At 74.4% G+C, this 15,892-nt stretch carries 16 protein-coding genes; 12 read left to right on the forward strand and 4 right to left on the reverse strand.

All coding sequences use genetic code 11. The features are described 5' to 3' along the window. The first annotated feature begins 162 nt into the window (after window positions 1–162). Together RZ50_RS07480 and RZ50_RS29675 are read left to right on the forward strand one after the other, a co-directional pair. Complete coding sequence (locus RZ50_RS07480) at window positions 163–1,122, forward strand: pirin family protein (RefSeq protein ID WP_196947889.1); 960 nt, start codon at window positions 163–165, stop codon at window positions 1,120–1,122. Window positions 1,123–1,331: 209 nt separating this feature from the next. Continuing rightward, window positions 1,332–1,466, forward strand: a complete 135-nt coding sequence (locus RZ50_RS29675) for a hypothetical protein (RefSeq protein ID WP_256463665.1) — start codon at window positions 1,332–1,334, stop codon at window positions 1,464–1,466. On the opposite strand, the gene RZ50_RS07485 is transcribed toward RZ50_RS29675, so the two are convergent. Beyond that, complete coding sequence (locus RZ50_RS07485; protein WP_196947890.1) at window positions 1,463–2,332, reverse strand: alpha/beta hydrolase; 870 nt, start codon at window positions 2,330–2,332, stop codon at window positions 1,463–1,465. The genes RZ50_RS29675 and RZ50_RS07485 overlap by 4 nt on opposite strands. Window positions 2,333–2,466: 134 nt before the next feature. Here RZ50_RS07485 and RZ50_RS07490 point away from each other — a divergent pair, with 134 nt between their 5' ends. Next, complete coding sequence (locus tag RZ50_RS07490; RefSeq protein ID WP_196947891.1) at window positions 2,467–3,108, forward strand: TetR/AcrR family transcriptional regulator; 642 nt, start codon at window positions 2,467–2,469, stop codon at window positions 3,106–3,108. Here the strand turns inward: RZ50_RS07490 and RZ50_RS07495 are convergent. The 3 genes from RZ50_RS07495 to RZ50_RS07505 all read right to left on the reverse strand — a co-directional run bounded on the left by RZ50_RS07495 (window position 3,105) and on the right by RZ50_RS07505 (window position 5,488). Next, window positions 3,105–4,430, reverse strand: coding sequence for an amidase (locus RZ50_RS07495; protein ID WP_196947892.1), 1,326 nt, complete (start codon window positions 4,428–4,430; stop codon window positions 3,105–3,107). The two genes, RZ50_RS07490 and RZ50_RS07495, sit on opposite strands and share 4 nt — an antisense overlap. A 24-nt stretch (window positions 4,431–4,454) precedes the next feature. Next, window positions 4,455–4,685 carry a hypothetical protein gene (locus tag RZ50_RS07500; protein WP_196947893.1) on the reverse strand — a complete coding sequence of 77 codons (231 nt, stop codon included), beginning with the start codon at window positions 4,683–4,685 and terminating at the stop codon, window positions 4,455–4,457. 164 nt (window positions 4,686–4,849) lie between these two features. After that, window positions 4,850–5,488 carry an ATP-binding protein gene (locus tag RZ50_RS07505; RefSeq protein WP_217680298.1) on the reverse strand — a complete coding sequence of 213 codons (639 nt, stop codon included), beginning with the start codon at window positions 5,486–5,488 and terminating at the stop codon, window positions 4,850–4,852. A 229-nt stretch (window positions 5,489–5,717) separates the two neighbouring features. On the opposite strand from RZ50_RS07505, the gene RZ50_RS07510 reads away from it, so the two are divergent. From RZ50_RS07510 to RZ50_RS07550, 9 genes are all read left to right on the forward strand, one after another. Beyond that, window positions 5,718–6,530 (forward strand): hypothetical protein, encoded by an 813-nt coding sequence (locus tag RZ50_RS07510; protein WP_196947895.1) that lies wholly within the window; start codon window positions 5,718–5,720, stop codon window positions 6,528–6,530. A gap of 186 nt (window positions 6,531–6,716) precedes the next feature. Next, window positions 6,717–7,454: a YcnI family protein gene (locus RZ50_RS07515; protein WP_196947896.1), complete on the forward strand. Its 738-nt coding sequence runs from the start codon at window positions 6,717–6,719 to the stop codon at window positions 7,452–7,454. 67 nt (window positions 7,455–7,521) lie between these two features. Next, on the forward strand, window positions 7,522–8,190 hold the full coding sequence (locus RZ50_RS07520; RefSeq protein WP_196947897.1) for an SCO family protein: 669 nt from the start codon (window positions 7,522–7,524) through the stop codon (window positions 8,188–8,190). Next, window positions 8,187–8,696: a copper chaperone PCu(A)C gene (locus tag RZ50_RS07525; protein WP_308271517.1), complete on the forward strand. Its 510-nt coding sequence runs from the start codon at window positions 8,187–8,189 to the stop codon at window positions 8,694–8,696. The genes RZ50_RS07520 and RZ50_RS07525 overlap by 4 nt, the downstream gene beginning before the upstream one ends. 14 nt (window positions 8,697–8,710) lie before the next feature. After that, on the forward strand, window positions 8,711–10,777 hold the full coding sequence (locus RZ50_RS07530; RefSeq protein WP_196947898.1) for a FixH family protein: 2,067 nt from the start codon (window positions 8,711–8,713) through the stop codon (window positions 10,775–10,777). 7 nt (window positions 10,778–10,784) lie between these two features. Beyond that, complete coding sequence (gene efeB, locus RZ50_RS07535; RefSeq protein WP_196947899.1) at window positions 10,785–12,113, forward strand: iron uptake transporter deferrochelatase/peroxidase subunit; 1,329 nt, start codon at window positions 10,785–10,787, stop codon at window positions 12,111–12,113. A 145-nt stretch (window positions 12,114–12,258) separates the two neighbouring features. Then, window positions 12,259–13,194, forward strand: coding sequence for a prephenate dehydratase (pheA, locus tag RZ50_RS07540; RefSeq protein WP_196947900.1), 936 nt, complete (start codon window positions 12,259–12,261; stop codon window positions 13,192–13,194). 507 nt (window positions 13,195–13,701) lie between these two features. Next, window positions 13,702–14,976 (forward strand): serine--tRNA ligase, encoded by a 1,275-nt coding sequence (gene serS / locus RZ50_RS07545; RefSeq protein ID WP_196947901.1) that lies wholly within the window; start codon window positions 13,702–13,704, stop codon window positions 14,974–14,976. Continuing rightward, the gene (locus RZ50_RS07550) at window positions 14,973–15,806 is read left to right on the forward strand and encodes an HAD family hydrolase (RefSeq protein ID WP_196947902.1); all 834 of its coding nucleotides are present in this window, start codon (window positions 14,973–14,975) and stop codon (window positions 15,804–15,806) included. The genes serS and RZ50_RS07550 overlap by 4 nt, the downstream gene beginning before the upstream one ends. Window positions 15,807–15,892: the final 86 nt, after the last annotated feature.

Genomic DNA, 15,892 nt, shown 5'->3' on the forward strand with positions numbered 1-15,892 from the left:
ATCCGCCCCCGCGGTGCGCGGGGCACCAGAGCGCCCCATCCTGGGAGGGAGAGGAGCCCCGCGCTCCTCCGTCACTACATAGTTCAACTTTCAACTTGCTTGTTGTTGAGGATTGAACTACTCTCGTGCACGTAGGCCAAAGAACCCCCGAAGGAGGCCGACATGCCCGCCGTGACCGTCGACAACCCGCTGACCCTCCCGCGCGTCACCACGCCGGACCCGGCCGTCGCGAGCGCCCGGCCGGTCCTCACCGTGGCCACCGCCCCCGAGGGCTACGAAGGCGAGGGCTTCCCCGTCCGCCGCGCCTTCGCCAAGATCAACACCAAGTACCTCGACCCGTTCATCATGATGGACCAGATGGGTGAGGTGGACTACGCGGCCGGCGAGCCCAAGGGCACCCCCTGGCACCCGCACCGCGGCTTCGAGACCGTCACCTACATCATCGACGGAACGTTCATCCACCAGGACTCGCACGGCGGCGGCGGCACCATCACCGACGGCGACACCCAGTGGATGACGGCCGGCTCCGGCCTGCTGCACATCGAGACCCCTCCGGAGTCGCTGGTGAGGTCCGGCGGCCTCTTCCACGGCCTCCAGCTCTGGGTCAACCTGCCCGCCTCGGACAAGATGATCGCCCCGAAGTACCAGGACATCCGCAGCGGCAGTGTCAAGCTCCTCAGCACCGAGGACGGCGGCGCGCTCCTGCGCGTCATCGCCGGTGAGCTGGACGGCCACCAGGGCCCCGGCGTCACCCACACCCCGATCACCATGATCCACGCCTCGATCAGCCCCGGCGCCCAGATCACCCTCCCCTGGCGCTCCGACTTCAACGCCCTCGCCTACGGCCTCGCCGGCAACGGCTCGGCCGGCCAGGACCACCGCCCCTTCCACCGGGGCCAGGCCGTCGTCTTCGGCGACGGCGACTCCCTCACCATCCGCGCCGACGAGAAGCAGGACTCCCGCGACAACAACTTCGAGGTCGTGCTCCTCGGCGGCCTGCCGATCCGCGAACCCGTCGCCTGGTACGGCCCGTTCGTCATGAACAGCCACCGCGAGCTCCAGCAGGCCATGGAGGACTTCCAGGCCGGCCGCCTCGGCACCATCCCCACCGACGCCCACTGACCCGACCGCTCCCGAGGGCCCGGACCACACGGTCCGGGCCCTCACGCGTCCGCACCGCACGGAATCCGGAGGAGGCGCCGGGCGGGTGTCCGGTGGCAGCGGGGGCGGTCCGGCCATACCGTCGGAGAGCGAGCGAACGACTCGGCCGATCAGGGCCGGTCCGGTGGGGGACCACCTCCGGGCGGCCCGGGACTGACGAGGAGCGGAAGATGATCTGGCAGTTCATCGTGTTGCTGGCCGCCGCGCTCGGCTTTCCGACCGCCGCACTGTTCTACCTGATCGGCGGGCCGCGCTTCCCCGACGAGCCGCGCGGCCCCGAGCGCCGGACGCCCGACGGGTCCTAGGAACCGGCGGCGACCTCCTGCCCGGCGGAGATGAAACCGATCACCTGGTCGACGACGGTCGGCTCCGCGATGATCCGGCGGTGGCCGAGCCCCCGGGTGACCACCAGGTCGAGCCTTTCCCCGTAAGCCCGTTGGAGCCGGTGCGCCTGGCGCAGCGGGACGACGTCGTCGCCCTCGTCGTGCAGCACCAGGACCGGCAGCCCGATCACCGCGGCCTGCCGGGCGGCGTCGTAGCGTTCCCAGGCCCCGGCGTCCCCCGCGAACAGGCCCCGCTCGATCCGGCCGCGCAGCGCGCGCTCGACGGCGGGGTTCAGGCCGAGCCCGGCGCAGAAGGCGGCCGGGAAGAAGCCGACCTCGGACACTCCGGCGACGGCCGCCAGCCGGTCCGCCCGCAGGCCGTCGGCCAGTGCGCCGAAGGCGGCGCAGACGCCCAGCGAGTGCGCGATCACCGCCTCGAACGGCCCGTACCTGTCCTGGAGTTGGAGCGCGAGCTCGTGGAACTCCAGCACGCTGGTGGCGTTTCCGCCGGAGTCACCGTGGCCAGGCGCGTCGAAGGACAGGACACTGAGGCCGAGCGCCCGCAGCCGGGGGACGTACGGGGCGAAGCGGGAGGCCCGGGAGCGCCAGCCGTGCAGCACCAGGACGGGCCGCTCGCCGCCGCCCCAGCGGTAGCCGACCACCGTCTTGCCGCCCACGGCCAGCGGTTCGAGGACGGCCCGGCGGTGGACCTCCTGCTCGGCGGGGCGGACCCTGCTGCGCCGCAGCGGGTGCTGGAACAGTTCGAAGGCCGCCCGCCCGGCCAGGCCGGGGGCGATGCGGGCGGCGGGGTTGAGGGCGGTGCGGATCAGTGCCCGGGCCGGGTCCATCGGGTCTCCCTGCTCTCTGCGTCCTGACTCGGGGCGAGATATTAGCACGATCGTTCGTGCAGTTTTTGGAACGTGCCACCGCCCAAGCACTACCCTGGGTGACACCCACCGAGAGAACGAAACGAGGGCGGACGATGGCCGGATCGACCACCGACGGACGGGTCCTGCGCGGCGAGGAGACCCGCCGGGCGGTACTGCGCCGCGCCGTCGAGATCGCCTCCGTCGAGGGCCTGAACGCGCTCTCCATCGGCCGCCTCGCCACCGACCTGGGGCTCAGCAAGAGCGGCGTCTTCGCCGGCTTCGGCTCCAAGGAGGAGCTCCAGCTCGCCACCGTCCGCGCCGCCCGCCGGATCTTCGCCGACGCCGTCGTCACCCCGGTCGCCGACGCCCCGCCCGGCCTCGCCCGGGCCCGCGCCCTCTGCGAGAGCTGGCTCGCCTACTCCCGGGCCCGGGTCTTCCCCGGCGGCTGCTTCTTCTACGAGGTCAACGCCGAGTTCGACGCCCGCCCCGGCGCCATCCGGGACGCCCTGGCCGACTGCGCCGACGAGTGGCACGGCCTGATCACCGAGGCCCTGACCGGGGCCCGTTCGGCCGGCGCCCTGCGGCCGGACACCGACCCCGGGGACCTCGCCTTCGCCCTGATCGCGATCCTGGAGACGGCCAACTCGCAGGCCGTGCTGCACGAGGACGACGCCCCGTACCAGCGGGCCGGCCGCCTCCTGCTGCGCCTGCTGCGCGCCGAGGCCGCCGACCCGGCGGATCCGGCCCTCGCCTAACGATCCGTCAGCACCCGCTCCAGCAGGGCGGCTTGGAGGAGCAGCCGCTCATCGCCGCCCGCCGCACCGACCACCTGGAGGCCGAGCGGCAGCCCGTCCGCGGTCCGGCCGGCCGGCAGGCTCAGCGCGGGCAGGCCGAGGTAGCTCCACGGCAGCGACATCACCGCGTCCCCGGTGCCGTGCAGGCCCTCCGGCGCGCCGCCGGTCGCCGAGGGCGCCAGCCACAGGTCCACCCCGGCCGCGGCCGCCGCCCCCGCCACCCGCTCGCGCAGCCGCCCCCGGAACTGGAGCGCCGCCGCGCGGTCCTCGGCCGCGACGCCCTGGCCGACCCGGATGCTCGCCACCGTCTCCGGCCGGTACAGGCCGCCGAAGCGGGTGAACCAGTCGGCGTGACTGCGGGCCAGCTCGAAGCGGTTGACGGTCTGCAACTGCCGGGTGATCTCGGCGAAGTCGGGGAAAAGCGACACCCGACGCACCGTCAGCCCGGCCCCGGCCAGCCGCTCCACCTGCTCCTCGAAGGCGCGCAGCGCGGCCGGTTCGGCCCGCTCCAGGTAGCCGCCGTCCGGCACGCCGAGCACGGGCGGGCCCGGCACCCGCGCCGGCACCCGATCGTTCACCGCCCGCCAGTCGTCGCAGAGCAGCGAGGCGGCCAGGGCCGCACCGGCCAGGTCGGCGGTGAAGACGCCCAGGGTGTCGAGGCTCGGCGCGTTCGGGATCACCCCCGCGATCGGGATCCGCCCGTACGTCGGCCGGAAGCCCACCACCCCGCAGTACGCGGCCGGCCGGATCACCGAGCCGACCGTCTGGGTGCCGATCGCCAGCGGCACCAGCCCCGCCGCGACCGCCGCCGCCGAACCGCTGCTGGAGCCGCCCGGGGTGTGCCCCGGGTGGTGCGGATTGCGGGTCGGGCCCGGGGCGCTCGCGGCGAACTCGGCGGTCACCGTCTTGCCCGCGACCAGCGCCCCCGCCGCCAGCAGCCGGTCCACCACCGCGGCCTGCGGCCCGGCCAGCACCCCCGGCGGCAGGGCGGATCCACCATGGGTGGGCAGCCCGTCCACGTGCACGATGTCCTTGACCCCCACCGCCACCCCGTACAGCGGCGGCCGCCCGCCCGGCTCCGGGTACCGCGCGGCCAACTCCCGGGCCCGCGCCCGCAACCGGTCGTGCCGTCCGGGCTCCGGGACGAAGGCGTGGATCAGCGGGTCCACCCGCTCGACCAGCGCGCAGAAGCGGTCGACGTGCTCCATCAGCCCCGGCGCACCGGAGCGCAGTCCGGCGGACTCGCGGGTCAACGACCGCGGCCGGACGAGTGGTTCCTCCATGCCGAGCACGGTAGCGCCAGGTGCCTACGGGTGCTCCGAGGCCAGATACGGCGTCTCGCGCAGGAAGTACGCCCCGCAGGTGTGGCAGCACAGTTCCGCGGTCCTCCCCCAGTCCACCGCCTCCCGCACCGGCGCCGCCGGGTCGAGCTCACGGCCGCACATCGCCACGCTCTGCGACCCCCGGACCATGTGCCACAGCCGCACCCCGCCGGCCTCCCCACCAGCGCCGTACTCGGCTCGCATCTGGTGCATCATGCCCCCCATCGTCCGACCGTCCCCGACCCCCGGCAACCGGGACCGGCCGGGGCTGACGGCGCTGGTGCCTGCCGTCGAACTCCCGTCGTCCGTCCGACGGGGCAGCGGGGCGGCGAGGTGCGCGCCCCAACGCCGCCCCGCAGACGCGAGTTCGAGGACAGGCCCTACGAGGCCGCGCGCAGCAGGGCGTCGTCCTGCCACTTGAGGATCTTGTCGAAGCTCACGATGGCGCCCCGCAGGGGGTGGTTGCGGAGCTGGACGTGGTCGGTGAGGGCGTGGATGAGGAAGAGGCCGCGGCCGGACTCGGCGGTGAGGTCGGGGAGGGCGTCGAGGTCGACGGGGCGCAGCGTGGGGGCCGCGGGGCGGCGGAGGAGGACGTGGGTGTCGTACGGGTGGCCGTCGTAGCGGGGGCGGTGCGCGGTGAGGACGCGGGCCGGGACGGTGGCGCGGCCGCGGCGGGAGCGGTGCGGCCCGCGGCCGGGGGCGGCCGGGCGGGCCGGGGCGGGGGCGGCCGGGCGGCGGGCGGGCGGGGCGGCGGGGCCGGGCAGGCCGGGGCCGGAGTCGGTGACCTCGATCCGCAGGCGGTCGCCGCAGATCGAGGCGGTGACCTGGAAGCCGTCGTCGGGGCGGTCGGCGGCGCCGTGCTCGACGGCGTTGGCGCAGGCCTCGCTGAGGGCGACCCCGAGGTCGTCGGCGATCTGCGGGTCGACGCCCGCGGTGGCCATGGCACCGAGCAGGATGCGCCGGGCCAGCGGGACGCTGGCCGGGTCGCGCTTGAGGTGCAGAGTCCACCAGATGTCCACGGGAGGTCCCTCCTGGCTGCGGCTCCACATACAACTAGGTATCTCCGGGCGATTCGCCGGTGAACCGTGCCCGGGGGGCGCTACCGCCCGTTCGGCGGATGGACTGGGGACGGGCTCTGTGCCGAAGGGCGCACACCCACCCCTCCACGCCGCCGCCGAACGGGGCATTCATAGGGATTTCCCACCCTGCCCGTGTCGGCGGTGTACGCGATGAGATGATGGCCCGGCCATGACTGCCCTCCCCGCCGCCCCGTTCCCGGGCACCCCAGAACCGGCTCGGCCGGTGGGGACCGCCGCCTGGGACCTGAGGCTTGCCCGGGCCGTCCCGTTCGCCCTGGTGTGCACGCTGATAGCGGCCGCCGGGCACGCTCTGGGCGGTGGCGGGGACGTCCCGCCGGCCGCGCTGGCGGCGGGCTTCGCCGCGGTGCTGGTGTTCGCGGTGGCGTGCGGCGGGCGGGAGCGCTCGCTGCCGGCCATCGCCGGGGCGCTCGGCGCGGGGCAGCTCGGACTGCACTGCCTCTTCCACGGCTTCCACGGGCTGAACGGCGCCGGCATGCACCACGGCGGGTCGATGACCGTGCCGCAGGCGGCCGGCCGGCTGATCTGCAACGAGGCCCGGCCCGGCACGCTGATCGGTCTGCCCGACGGCACGTCCCCCGAGCAGCTGGTCTCCTCGGCGGGCCTGGACCCGCACGCCTACACCGCCGCGCCCTGGTGGCAGGACGGCGTGTTCGGGATGACGCCGTCCATGCTGGCCGGGCACCTGGCCGCCGCGCTGGTGGCGGGCTGGTGGCTGCGGCGCGGCGAGGCGGCGCTGTGGCGGCTGGTGCGGGTGGCCGCCTCGGCGGCCCGGGAGCACTGGGCGGCGCCGCTGCGCTCGGCGCTGGTGCTGGTGGCCGCGCTGCTGCGCGGCCTGTTCGGCGTGGCCGGCCCGGCCCGCCGGTTCGGGGCCGGGGACGGCGAGCGGCCGATCCCGGCGGGTGCGGTGCTGCGGCACAGCGTGGTGCGGCGCGGTCCGCCGTGCGGGGCCCTCGCGTACTGACCCGGCGTTGCCCGTACCCGTGAGCGGTACCGGGTTCCGGGTGTGCGCGGCGTCCGGACCTCCGCCCGGCCACCGGGCGGTCTCCCTGCACCGCCTCCACACGTCCCCACGCGCGGCCCCACCGGCGCACGGTCCCACCGTCGCCCGGCCCGGCCGGCCGCCGAGCTCCGATCGGAGACCCGCATCATGCGTTCCCTTCCCGCCCGTCGTATCGCCGCCGTCGCCCTGACCGCCGCCGCCTCCGTGGTGGCGCTGGCCGGCCCCGCCTTCGCGCACGTCACCGTGAACCCGGGCTCGGCCGCCCAGGGCGGCTACACGGCCGTCGACTTCCGGGTGCCGAACGAGAGCGACACGGCGAGCACCGTGAAGCTGGAGGTCAACCTCCCGCTGGACCACCCGCTGGCGTCCGTCCGGACGCTGCCGCTGCCGGGCTGGACCGCCGCCGTCGAGAAGTCCAAGCTCGACAAGCCGCTCAAGGTGCACGGCAGCGACGTCACCGAGGCCGTCTCCAAGATCACCTGGACCGCCGACGCGGGCACCAAGATCGCCCCCGGCCAGTTCCAGGAGTTCCGGGTCTCGCTCGGCCCGCTGCCGGCCGACGCCGACACCATGGTCTTCAAGACCCTCCAGACCTACGACAACGGCGACGTCGTCCGCTGGATCGACGAGTCCCCGGCCGGCCAGCCCGAGCCGGCCCACCCGGCCCCCGTCCTGGCGCTCACCAAGGCCGCCGACGGCGACGGCCACGGCGTCACCGCTTCCCCGAGCGCCGACGCCCACGCCGCCGCCTCCTCCGACGGCAACGGCAAGTCCAGCGACGGCACCGCCCGCACCCTCGGCGTGGTCGGCATCGTGGTCGGCGTGATCGGCACCGCCGTCGGCGTGCTCGGCCTGCGCCGCAAGAGCAGCGGCTCCGCCTCCTGACCCCTCGCCGGCGGGGCCGTGACGACACGGCCCCGCCGGCTGCCAACCGAGCACGATCGGAACGACCATGCCCCGCACCACCCGCACCACCCGTCTGGCCGGCGCCGCCGCCCTCGCCCTGGCCGCCGCCCTGACGCTCTCCGCCTGCGGCTCCTCCGGCGGCGACTCCAACGCCGCCAAGGTCACCCGGCAGAAGGAGGACAGCCCGTACCAGGGCACCAAGCTCGCCAAGAACTTCGAGAAGCCCGACCTCCAGCTGACCGACACCTCCGGCCAGCCCTACGACCTGCGGCAGCAGACCAACGGCAAGGCCACCCTGCTGTTCTTCGGCTACACCAGCTGCCCGGACGTCTGCCCGACCACCATGGGCGACATCGGCGTCGCGATGAAGGCGCTGTCCGCCGAGGACCGAAAGAAGGTCAACGTCGTCTTCGTCTCCACCGACCCGCAGCGCGACACCCCCAAGGTGCTGCGCACCTGGCTGGACTCGATGGGCACCGACTTCATAGGCCTGACCGGCGACCTGGAGAAGGTGAAGACCGCCGCCAAGTCGCTCGGCATCATGATCGAGGACCCGGTGGTCAACGCGGACGGCACCGTCACCTCCACCCACGGCGCGCAGGTGCTGGCCTTCCTCCCCTCGGACGACAAGGCGCACGTGCTCTACATGAGCGGCACCGAGGAGAAGACCTACGAGCACGACCTGCCGCTGCTCGCCAAGGGGGTCGCGGCGTGACGGCGGTGACCGCGACCACGGCCACCCGACGTTTCCGCCGCTCGGCCCTGCTGGGCGCCGTGGTCGCCACCGCCCTCGGCGGCGGCGCCATCCTGGCCGCCTGCGGGACGGACGACCGGGGCGCGACCGCCGACGGCCCGGCGAAGCTGAGCGTGGCCGACTCCTACATCCCGCTGCCGCCGACCGGCGGGATGGGAGCCGGCTACCTGACCGTCCGCAACGACGGCGGGTCGGACCAACTGGTCAAGGTCAGCAGCCCGGCCGCCGAGTCGGTCACCATGCACCGCTCGACCGCCTCGACCATGGAGCAGGTGGAGAGCCTGGACGTGCCCGCGCACGGCGCGCTGGAGCTCGCCCGCGGCGGCACCCACCTCATGATCATGGGCTGGCAGAAGGCCCCCGCCCTGGGCGACCAACTGGAGCTCGACCTCACCTTCGCCAAGTCCGGCACCATCTCGGTCAAGGTGCCGGTCAAGGAGCTCACCTACCGGCCCGGCCGGAGTTAGGGGATCCGCCACCCATGGAGTCGGCCAGCCTCGACAAGGCCCGCCCGTACGGAGCCGCCCACCGCCGGATCGTCCCGCAGCGGATCGCCGGGGCGCTCGCCACGCTCGGCGCACTGCTCGCGCTGATGCTCGCCGGTGCCGCACCGGCCTCCGCGCACGCCACCCTGGAGTCCACCGACCCGCGGCAGAACTCGGTGGTCGCCACCGCGCCCCAGGCGGTCACCCTGACCTTCAGCGAGACGGTGTCGCTGTCCGGCGATTCGGTCCGGGTGCTCGACCCGGCCGGCAAGGCCGTGGACACCGGCAACCCCGCGCACGCGGACGGCAGGGACAACACCGCCCGGGTCGGGCTGAACAGCGGGCTCGCCAACGGCACGTACACCGTCGCCTGGAGGGCCGTCTCGGCGGACTCGCACCCGGTCGGCGGGGCGTTCACCTTCTCCATCGGCGCCCCCTCGGACACCTCGGTGTCCGCCGCCGCGCTCCAGGGCGCCAAGGCCGACAGCCTGGTCGCCGCCCTGTACGGCACCGGTCGCGCCGTCGCGTACGCGGCGTTCGCGCTGCTCGCCGGGGCCGCCGCCTTCGTTCTGGTCTGCTGGCCGGCCGGCGCGACCAGGCGCCCGGTGCAGCGGCTGCTGATGACCGGCTGGACGGCGCTGCTGGCCTCGACCGTCGCGGTGTTGATGCTGCGCGGCCCGTACGAGCGCGGCTCGGGGATCGGGCAGGCCTTCGACCTGTCGCTGATGCGCGCCACCCTGGACGAGCGGATCGGCACCGCGCTGGCCGCCCGGCTGCTGCTGCTCGCGGCGGGCGGGATCTTCCTGTCGCTGCTGGTCGGGCAGCTGGGGCAGCCGCCGCGGACCGCCCCCACGCCGGCCGCGGACGCCCCGGAGGGCGAGGACGCCGAGGCCGCCGAGCTGCGCGAGCTGGAGCTGCGGGCCGCCGAGCGGCCGCAGCGGGAGGCCCGGCTCGGTCTGGGCGTGGCCGGACTGGTGCTGGCGATCGCGCTCGCCGCGACCTGGGCCGGCGCCGACCACGCCTCGGTGGGCATCCAGGTCTGGCTGGCGCTGCCGCTCGGCATCCTGCACCTGATCGCGATGGCGCTCTGGCTGGGCGGGCTGGCCTCGCTGCTGGTCGCGCTGCGCGAGGGCGTCGGGGCCGAGGTGGTGGACCGCTTCTCGCGGACCGCCTTCGCCGCGGTCGCCGTGCTGGCCGCCACCGGGCTCTACCAGGCCTGGCGGGGCGTGGGCAGCTGGAGCGCGCTGACCGGCACCGAGTACGGGAAGCTGCTGCTGGTGAAGACCGGCTGCGTGGTCGCGATGCTCGGCGTCGCCTGGACCTCCCGCAGCTGGCTGGCCCGGCTGCGCTCGACCCCGGCCGAGGCCGCGGAGGTCGACACGGCGGAGGCCGGGGCGGTCGAGGTCGAGGCGGCCGAGGTCCCGGTGCGGGTCGGGGCCGCCGCCGGCGGCGAGGACCCGGTCCGGCAGGCCCAGCTGGCCCGCCAGCGGGCCGCCCGGGAGAGCGCCGGGCGCGAGCGCGGGCTGACCCCGACCCGGGCCGGGCTGCGCCGCTCGGTGCTGGTCGAGGTGCTGGTCGCGGTCGCGGTGCTGGCGGTCACCACGATGCTCACCAACTCCCCGCCCGGGCGGGTGGCGAACGAGGTCAAGGCCGCGGGGAACGCCGCTCCGGCCGCCGGCGGGACGGCCGCCGGCCCGCAGGCGCCGACCGAGCCGGGGCGCACGGTGGAACTCAAGCTGCCGTACGACACCAAGGGCCGCACGCCGAACGCCAAGGGCACCGCGACCGTCACCGTCAACCCGGCCCGGACCGGCTCGAACGAGGTCAAGCTCGCGCTGGACGGCGCGGACGGGCAGCCGGTGGACGTCCCCGAGGTGCAGCTCGCCTTCACCCTGCCGGACCGCGACCTCGGCCCGCTGCCGGTCGCGCTCACCGCGGAGGGCACCGGCCGCTGGAGCGGCACCGCGCAGCTGCCGCTGGCCGGCACCTGGGTGGTCTCGGTGCAGATCCGCTCCTCGGACATCGACCAGACCACGCCGACCCAGCAGTTCAAGATCGGATGAGCATCGGATGAGCACGGTGGAGGAACGTTCCGAGGAGCTCCCGGCTGAGCTTCCGGCCCAGCGTTCGACTGAGCTCCCGGCCGGTCGCGGCCCGGCGGACCGACCGGGCTTCACCCGGCGGGCGCTGCTCGGCACGGCCGGCGCCGGACTGCTGGTCGGCGCGGGGGCGGGCGTGGCCGGGGCGGTCGCCCTGGACCGCACCGCCGGTGGTGCCGCGCCCGCGGGCGCCGCGCTGGGCGCGGGCCGGGTGCCGTTCCGCGCCGAGCACCAGGCCGGCATCCTCGAACCGCCGCAGGCCCGGGCGCAGCTGGCCGCCTTCGACCTGGCCGGCGGCGTCGGCCGGGACGGGCTGCGCACCCTGCTGCGACGCTGGACGGCGGCGGCCGAGCGACTGACCGCCGGGGAGCCGGCCGAGGAGTTCGACAACCAGGTCGCGCTGGACGCCGGGCCCTGCTCGCTCACCGTCACGCTCGGCTTCGGCGCCACGCTGTTCGACAAGGCCGGACTGGCCGACCGCCGCCCGGCGGCGCTGGAGCCGCTGCCCGCCTTCCCCGGCGAGGCGCTCGACCCGGCGCGCGGCGAGGGCGACCTGTTCGTCCAGATCGGCGCCGACGACGCCCTGGTGGCGGTGCACGCCCTGCGGGTGCTCCAGCGGCTGGCGGTCGGGACGGCTTCGCTGCGCTGGCAGTCGGCCGGCTTCGCCCGTACCCCGGGGGCCGCGGCGCGGCCGGTGACCGCCCGCAACCTGATGGGCCAGGTCGACGGCACCAACAACCCCAAGCCGTCCGAGGACGGCTTCGCCGCCAAGGTGTTCTGCGGGGCCGGCGGCGACCAGCCCGCCTGGCTGGCGGGCGGCTCGTACCTGGTGTTCCGGCGGATCCGCATGCTGCTGGACCACTGGGAGGAGCTCCCGGTGGACCGGCAGGAGCGGGTGATCGGGCGGCGCAAGTCGGACGGCTCGCCGCTGAACGCGCCGGCCGGCTCGGGCGAGGGCACCCCGGTGGACCTGTCCGCGCAGGGGCCGGACGGCGCGCTGGCGATCCCCTCCGACGCGCACGTCCGGGTGGCCGCCCCGGCGAGCAACGGCGGGGCGGCGATGCTGCGGCGCGGCTTCTCGTACCACGACGGCCTGCTGCCGGACGGCTCGCCGGACGCCGGGCTGCTCTTCCTCGCCTTCCAGGCCGACCCGCGCAGGGGCTTCACCCCGGTGCAGCGCAAGCTCTCCCGGGGCGACGGGCTGTCCCGCTTCCTGCGGCACGAGGCGAGCGGGCTGTACGCCGTTCCGCCGGGGGCCCCGGCGGGCGGCTACCTCGGGCAGCAGCTGCTGGAGGGGTAGCCCCGCCCCACCCCGCACCACCCACCCCGCCCCACCACCTGCGGTCCCGGCCACTGAAACGCTTTCATGCCGGGGCCGCGGACTCGTTATGGTGACTGCTTCGGCACACCCGCACGTGCAGTACCCGAGCCCCAACGGAGGCGTCATGTCGGCCACCCGCTACACGTACCTCGGCCCGGCGGGCACCTTCACCGAGGCCGCGCTGCACACCCTGCCCGAGGCGGGGACCAGGGAGCTGGTGCCGCTGTCCTCGGTGGCGCTGGCGCTGGACGCGGTGCGCTGCGAGAAGGCCGCCGGGGCGTTCGTGCCGATCGAGAACTCGGTCGAGGGCGCCGTCACCGCGACCAACGACGAGCTGGCCGCCGGCGCGCCGCTGATGATCTACCGCGAGGTGCTGCTGCCGATCTCCTTCGCGCTGCTGGTGCGGCCGGGCACCGAGCTGTCCGAGGTCAGGACGGTGACCAGCCACCCGGTGGCCCAGCCGCAGGTGCGCCGCTGGCTGGCGGCCAACCTGCCGGACGCCACGTGGGAGTCGGCCGCCTCCAACGCGGACGGCGCCCGGCTGGTCGCCGAGGGCCGGTACGACGGGGCGTTCGCGGGCGAGTTCGCCGCGCCGATCTACGGGCTGGACCCGCTGGTCAAGGAGATCGCCGACGCGAAGAGCGCGACCACCCGGTTCGTGCTGGTCGGCCGCCCGGGGAGGGTCTCCTCGCCGACCGGCGCGGACAAGACCTCGATGGTGGTCTGGCTGCCGGACGACCACCCGGGTGCGCTGCTGGAGCTGCTGCAGGAGTTCGCGGTGCGCGGGGTCAACCTGATGCGGATCGAGTCCCGGCCGACCGGCGAGGGGCTGGGCAGCTACTGCTTCCTGATCGACTGCGAGGGGCACCTGTCCGAGCGCCGGGTGGCCGAGGCGATGATGGGCCTCAAGCGGATCTGCCCGCAGGTGCGGTTCCTCGGTTCCTATCCGCGCGCCGACCGGCAGGCGTCCAAGCACCGGCGGCCGGGGACCTCGGACGAGGATTTCGCCTCGGCGGCGGACTGGCTCTCCCGCGCGCTCGACGGGCGCGGGGACATCTGAACTTCTCCTGACGTCTTTCCGACCTTTTCCGATCGTTTTCGACCGGGCCGATCAGACGGGGCGGGTGACCGCACCGTCATCCACAGGACGGCCCGGGAGCGGAGGCCGCTGTCCACAGGCCTTCCCGCTGTCCACAGTCGGAAGTTATCCACAGGCCTGGGGATGAGTCGACAAACCGGTATAGCCATTGCCCAGAAGCGATCGGACCATCGGTTTACGTCGCAGAGATGACTAATCCGACCAGAGTCACCCGCTTGCCTGTAAATCACCCGTCCGAGTGCTTCAATTCCCTCACCCGAGAGGGTTGATTGAGGTTTGAAACCTCAATTCCCTGGTTCCGGTGAGCGGAGGGCGATCCTCCCCATCCATCCACAGCCCCGAGGCCAGGCCTGTGGATAACCCGCCCCCGGCGAGTTCCCCACAGGAGTTATCCACAGGTCCGGTCGAGTTATCCCCAGGGGAAAACCGGTACCGGTGGAGGAACGGCCGACCGGTACGCTTGGCCCTGTGATTGACCTTCGCCTGCTCCGTGAGGACCCTGACCGAGTGCGCGCCTCGCAGCGCGTCCGTGGCGAGGACGTCGACCTGGTCGACGCCCTCCTCTCCGCCGACGAGCGGCGCCGGTCCTCGGGCAGCCGCTTCGACGAACTGCGCAGCGAGCAGCGGGTGCTCGGCAAGCAGGTCGCCCAGGCCAAGGGCGAGGAGAAGACCGCCCTGCTCCAGCGCACCAAGGACCTGGCCGCCGAGGTCAAGGCCGCGGACGCCGAGCAGGGCGCGGCCAAGGAGGAGGCGGACCGCCTGCTCCGCTCGCTGGCGAACCTCATCGACCCGGCCGCACCGGTCGGCGGCGAGGAGGACTTCGTCACCCTGGAGGAGATCGGCACCCCGCGCGACTTCGCCGCCGAGGGCTTCGAGCCGCGCGACCACGTCGAGCTCGGCCAGATCCTGGGCGCGATCGACACCGAGCGCGGCGCCAAGGTCGCCGGTGCCCGGTCCTACTACCTGACCGGTGTCGGCGCGCTGCTGGAGCTCGCCCTGGTCAACATGGCGATCGCCCAGGCCACCGCGGCCGGTTTCACCCCGATGATCACCCCGACCCTGGTCCGCCCGGCCGCCATGGACGGCACCGGCTTCCTCGGCCAGGCCGCCGAGAACGTGTACCACCTCGCCGAGGACGACCGGTACCTGGTCGGCACCAGCGAGGTCCCGCTCGCCGCGTACCACATGGACGAGATCATCGAGGCCGAGAAGCTGCCGCTGCGCTACGCCGGCTACTCGTCCTGCTTCCGCCGCGAGGCCGGCACCTACGGCAAGGACACCCGCGGCATCATCCGGGTCCACCAGTTCGAGAAGGTGGAGATGTTCGTCTTCACCACGCCCGAGGACGCGGAGAACGAGCACCGCCGCCTGCTCCAGTGGGAGAAGGACTTCCTCAACGCGCTGGAGCTGCCGTACCGGGTGATCGACGTCGCCTCCGGCGACCTCGGCTCCTCGGCCGCGCGCAAGTTCGACATCGAGGCCTGGATCCCCACCCAGGGCAAGTACCGCGAGGTCACCTCGACGTCCAACACCACCGAGTACCAGGCCCGCCGCCTGTCGATCCGGATGCGCGAGGAGGGCAAGACCCGCCCGCTCGCCACCCTGAACGGCACCCTGGTCGCCGTGCCGCGCACCATCGTGGCGATCCTGGAGAACCACCAGCAGGCCGACGGCTCGGTCGTCGTGCCCGAGGCGCTGCGGCCCTACCTCGGCGGGCGGACCGTCATCGAGCCGGTCAAGTGACCTCGACCGCACACCCGAACGGTGGCGACCTGCCCTACCGGCTGGTCGCCACCGACCTCGACGGCACCCTGCTCACCAGCACGGAGACCGTCTCCGAGCGCACCCGCGCCGCCCTGGCCGCGGCCACCGGCGCGGGCGCGCTGCACATCATCGTGACCGGCCGCTCGGCCGTCTGGGCCCGCCCGGTCTTCGACGAGATCGGCTACACCGGGATAGCGGTCTGCGGCCAGGGCGCCCAGGTGTACGACGCCGGCGCGCACAAGCTGCTCACCTCGCTCACCCTGGACCGCCGGCTCGCCGCGATCGCGATCGAGAAGATCGAGAGCGAGACCGGCCCGCTGGCCATCGCCTCCAACCAGGACGGCCTGGACGGCCAGGTGCTGGCCGGCCCCGGCTACGAGCTGCTGATCGGCTCCGACCTCCCGGTCGTCCGGGTGGAGCGCGGCGAGCTGCTCTCCGCCCCGGTCAGCAAGCTCTACATCCAGCACCCCGGCCTGACCGACGACGCCCTCGCCGAGGCCGCCCGCCGCGCCGCCGGCGACCTGGTCGGCGTGGTGATGGCCGGGGCCGGCGTGGTCGAGCTGCTGCCGCTGGGCCTCTCCAAGGCCACCGGCCTGGCCGTCGCCGCCCGCCGCCTGGGCGTGCGCGCCGCCGACACCATCGCCTTCGGCGACATGCCGAACGACGTCCCGATGTTCGGCTGGGCCGCGCACGGCGTGGCCATGGCCAACGCCCACGAGGAGCTCCTGGCCGTCGCCGACGACGTCACCGCGAGCAACGACGAGGACGGCGTCGCGATCGTCCTGGAACGCCTCTTCCCCAACCGCTGATCCGGCCTGCTGACCCGGCCGCTGTTCCGATCGCCGAGCCGGCCGCCGATGGGCCCGGCCGACGCACCCCGCCGCCCCTCCCCCCC

Origin of the sequence: Kitasatospora sp. SUK 42 (assembly GCF_015776785.2) — a bacterium.
Lineage (GTDB): Bacteria > Actinomycetota > Actinomycetes > Streptomycetales > Streptomycetaceae > Kitasatospora.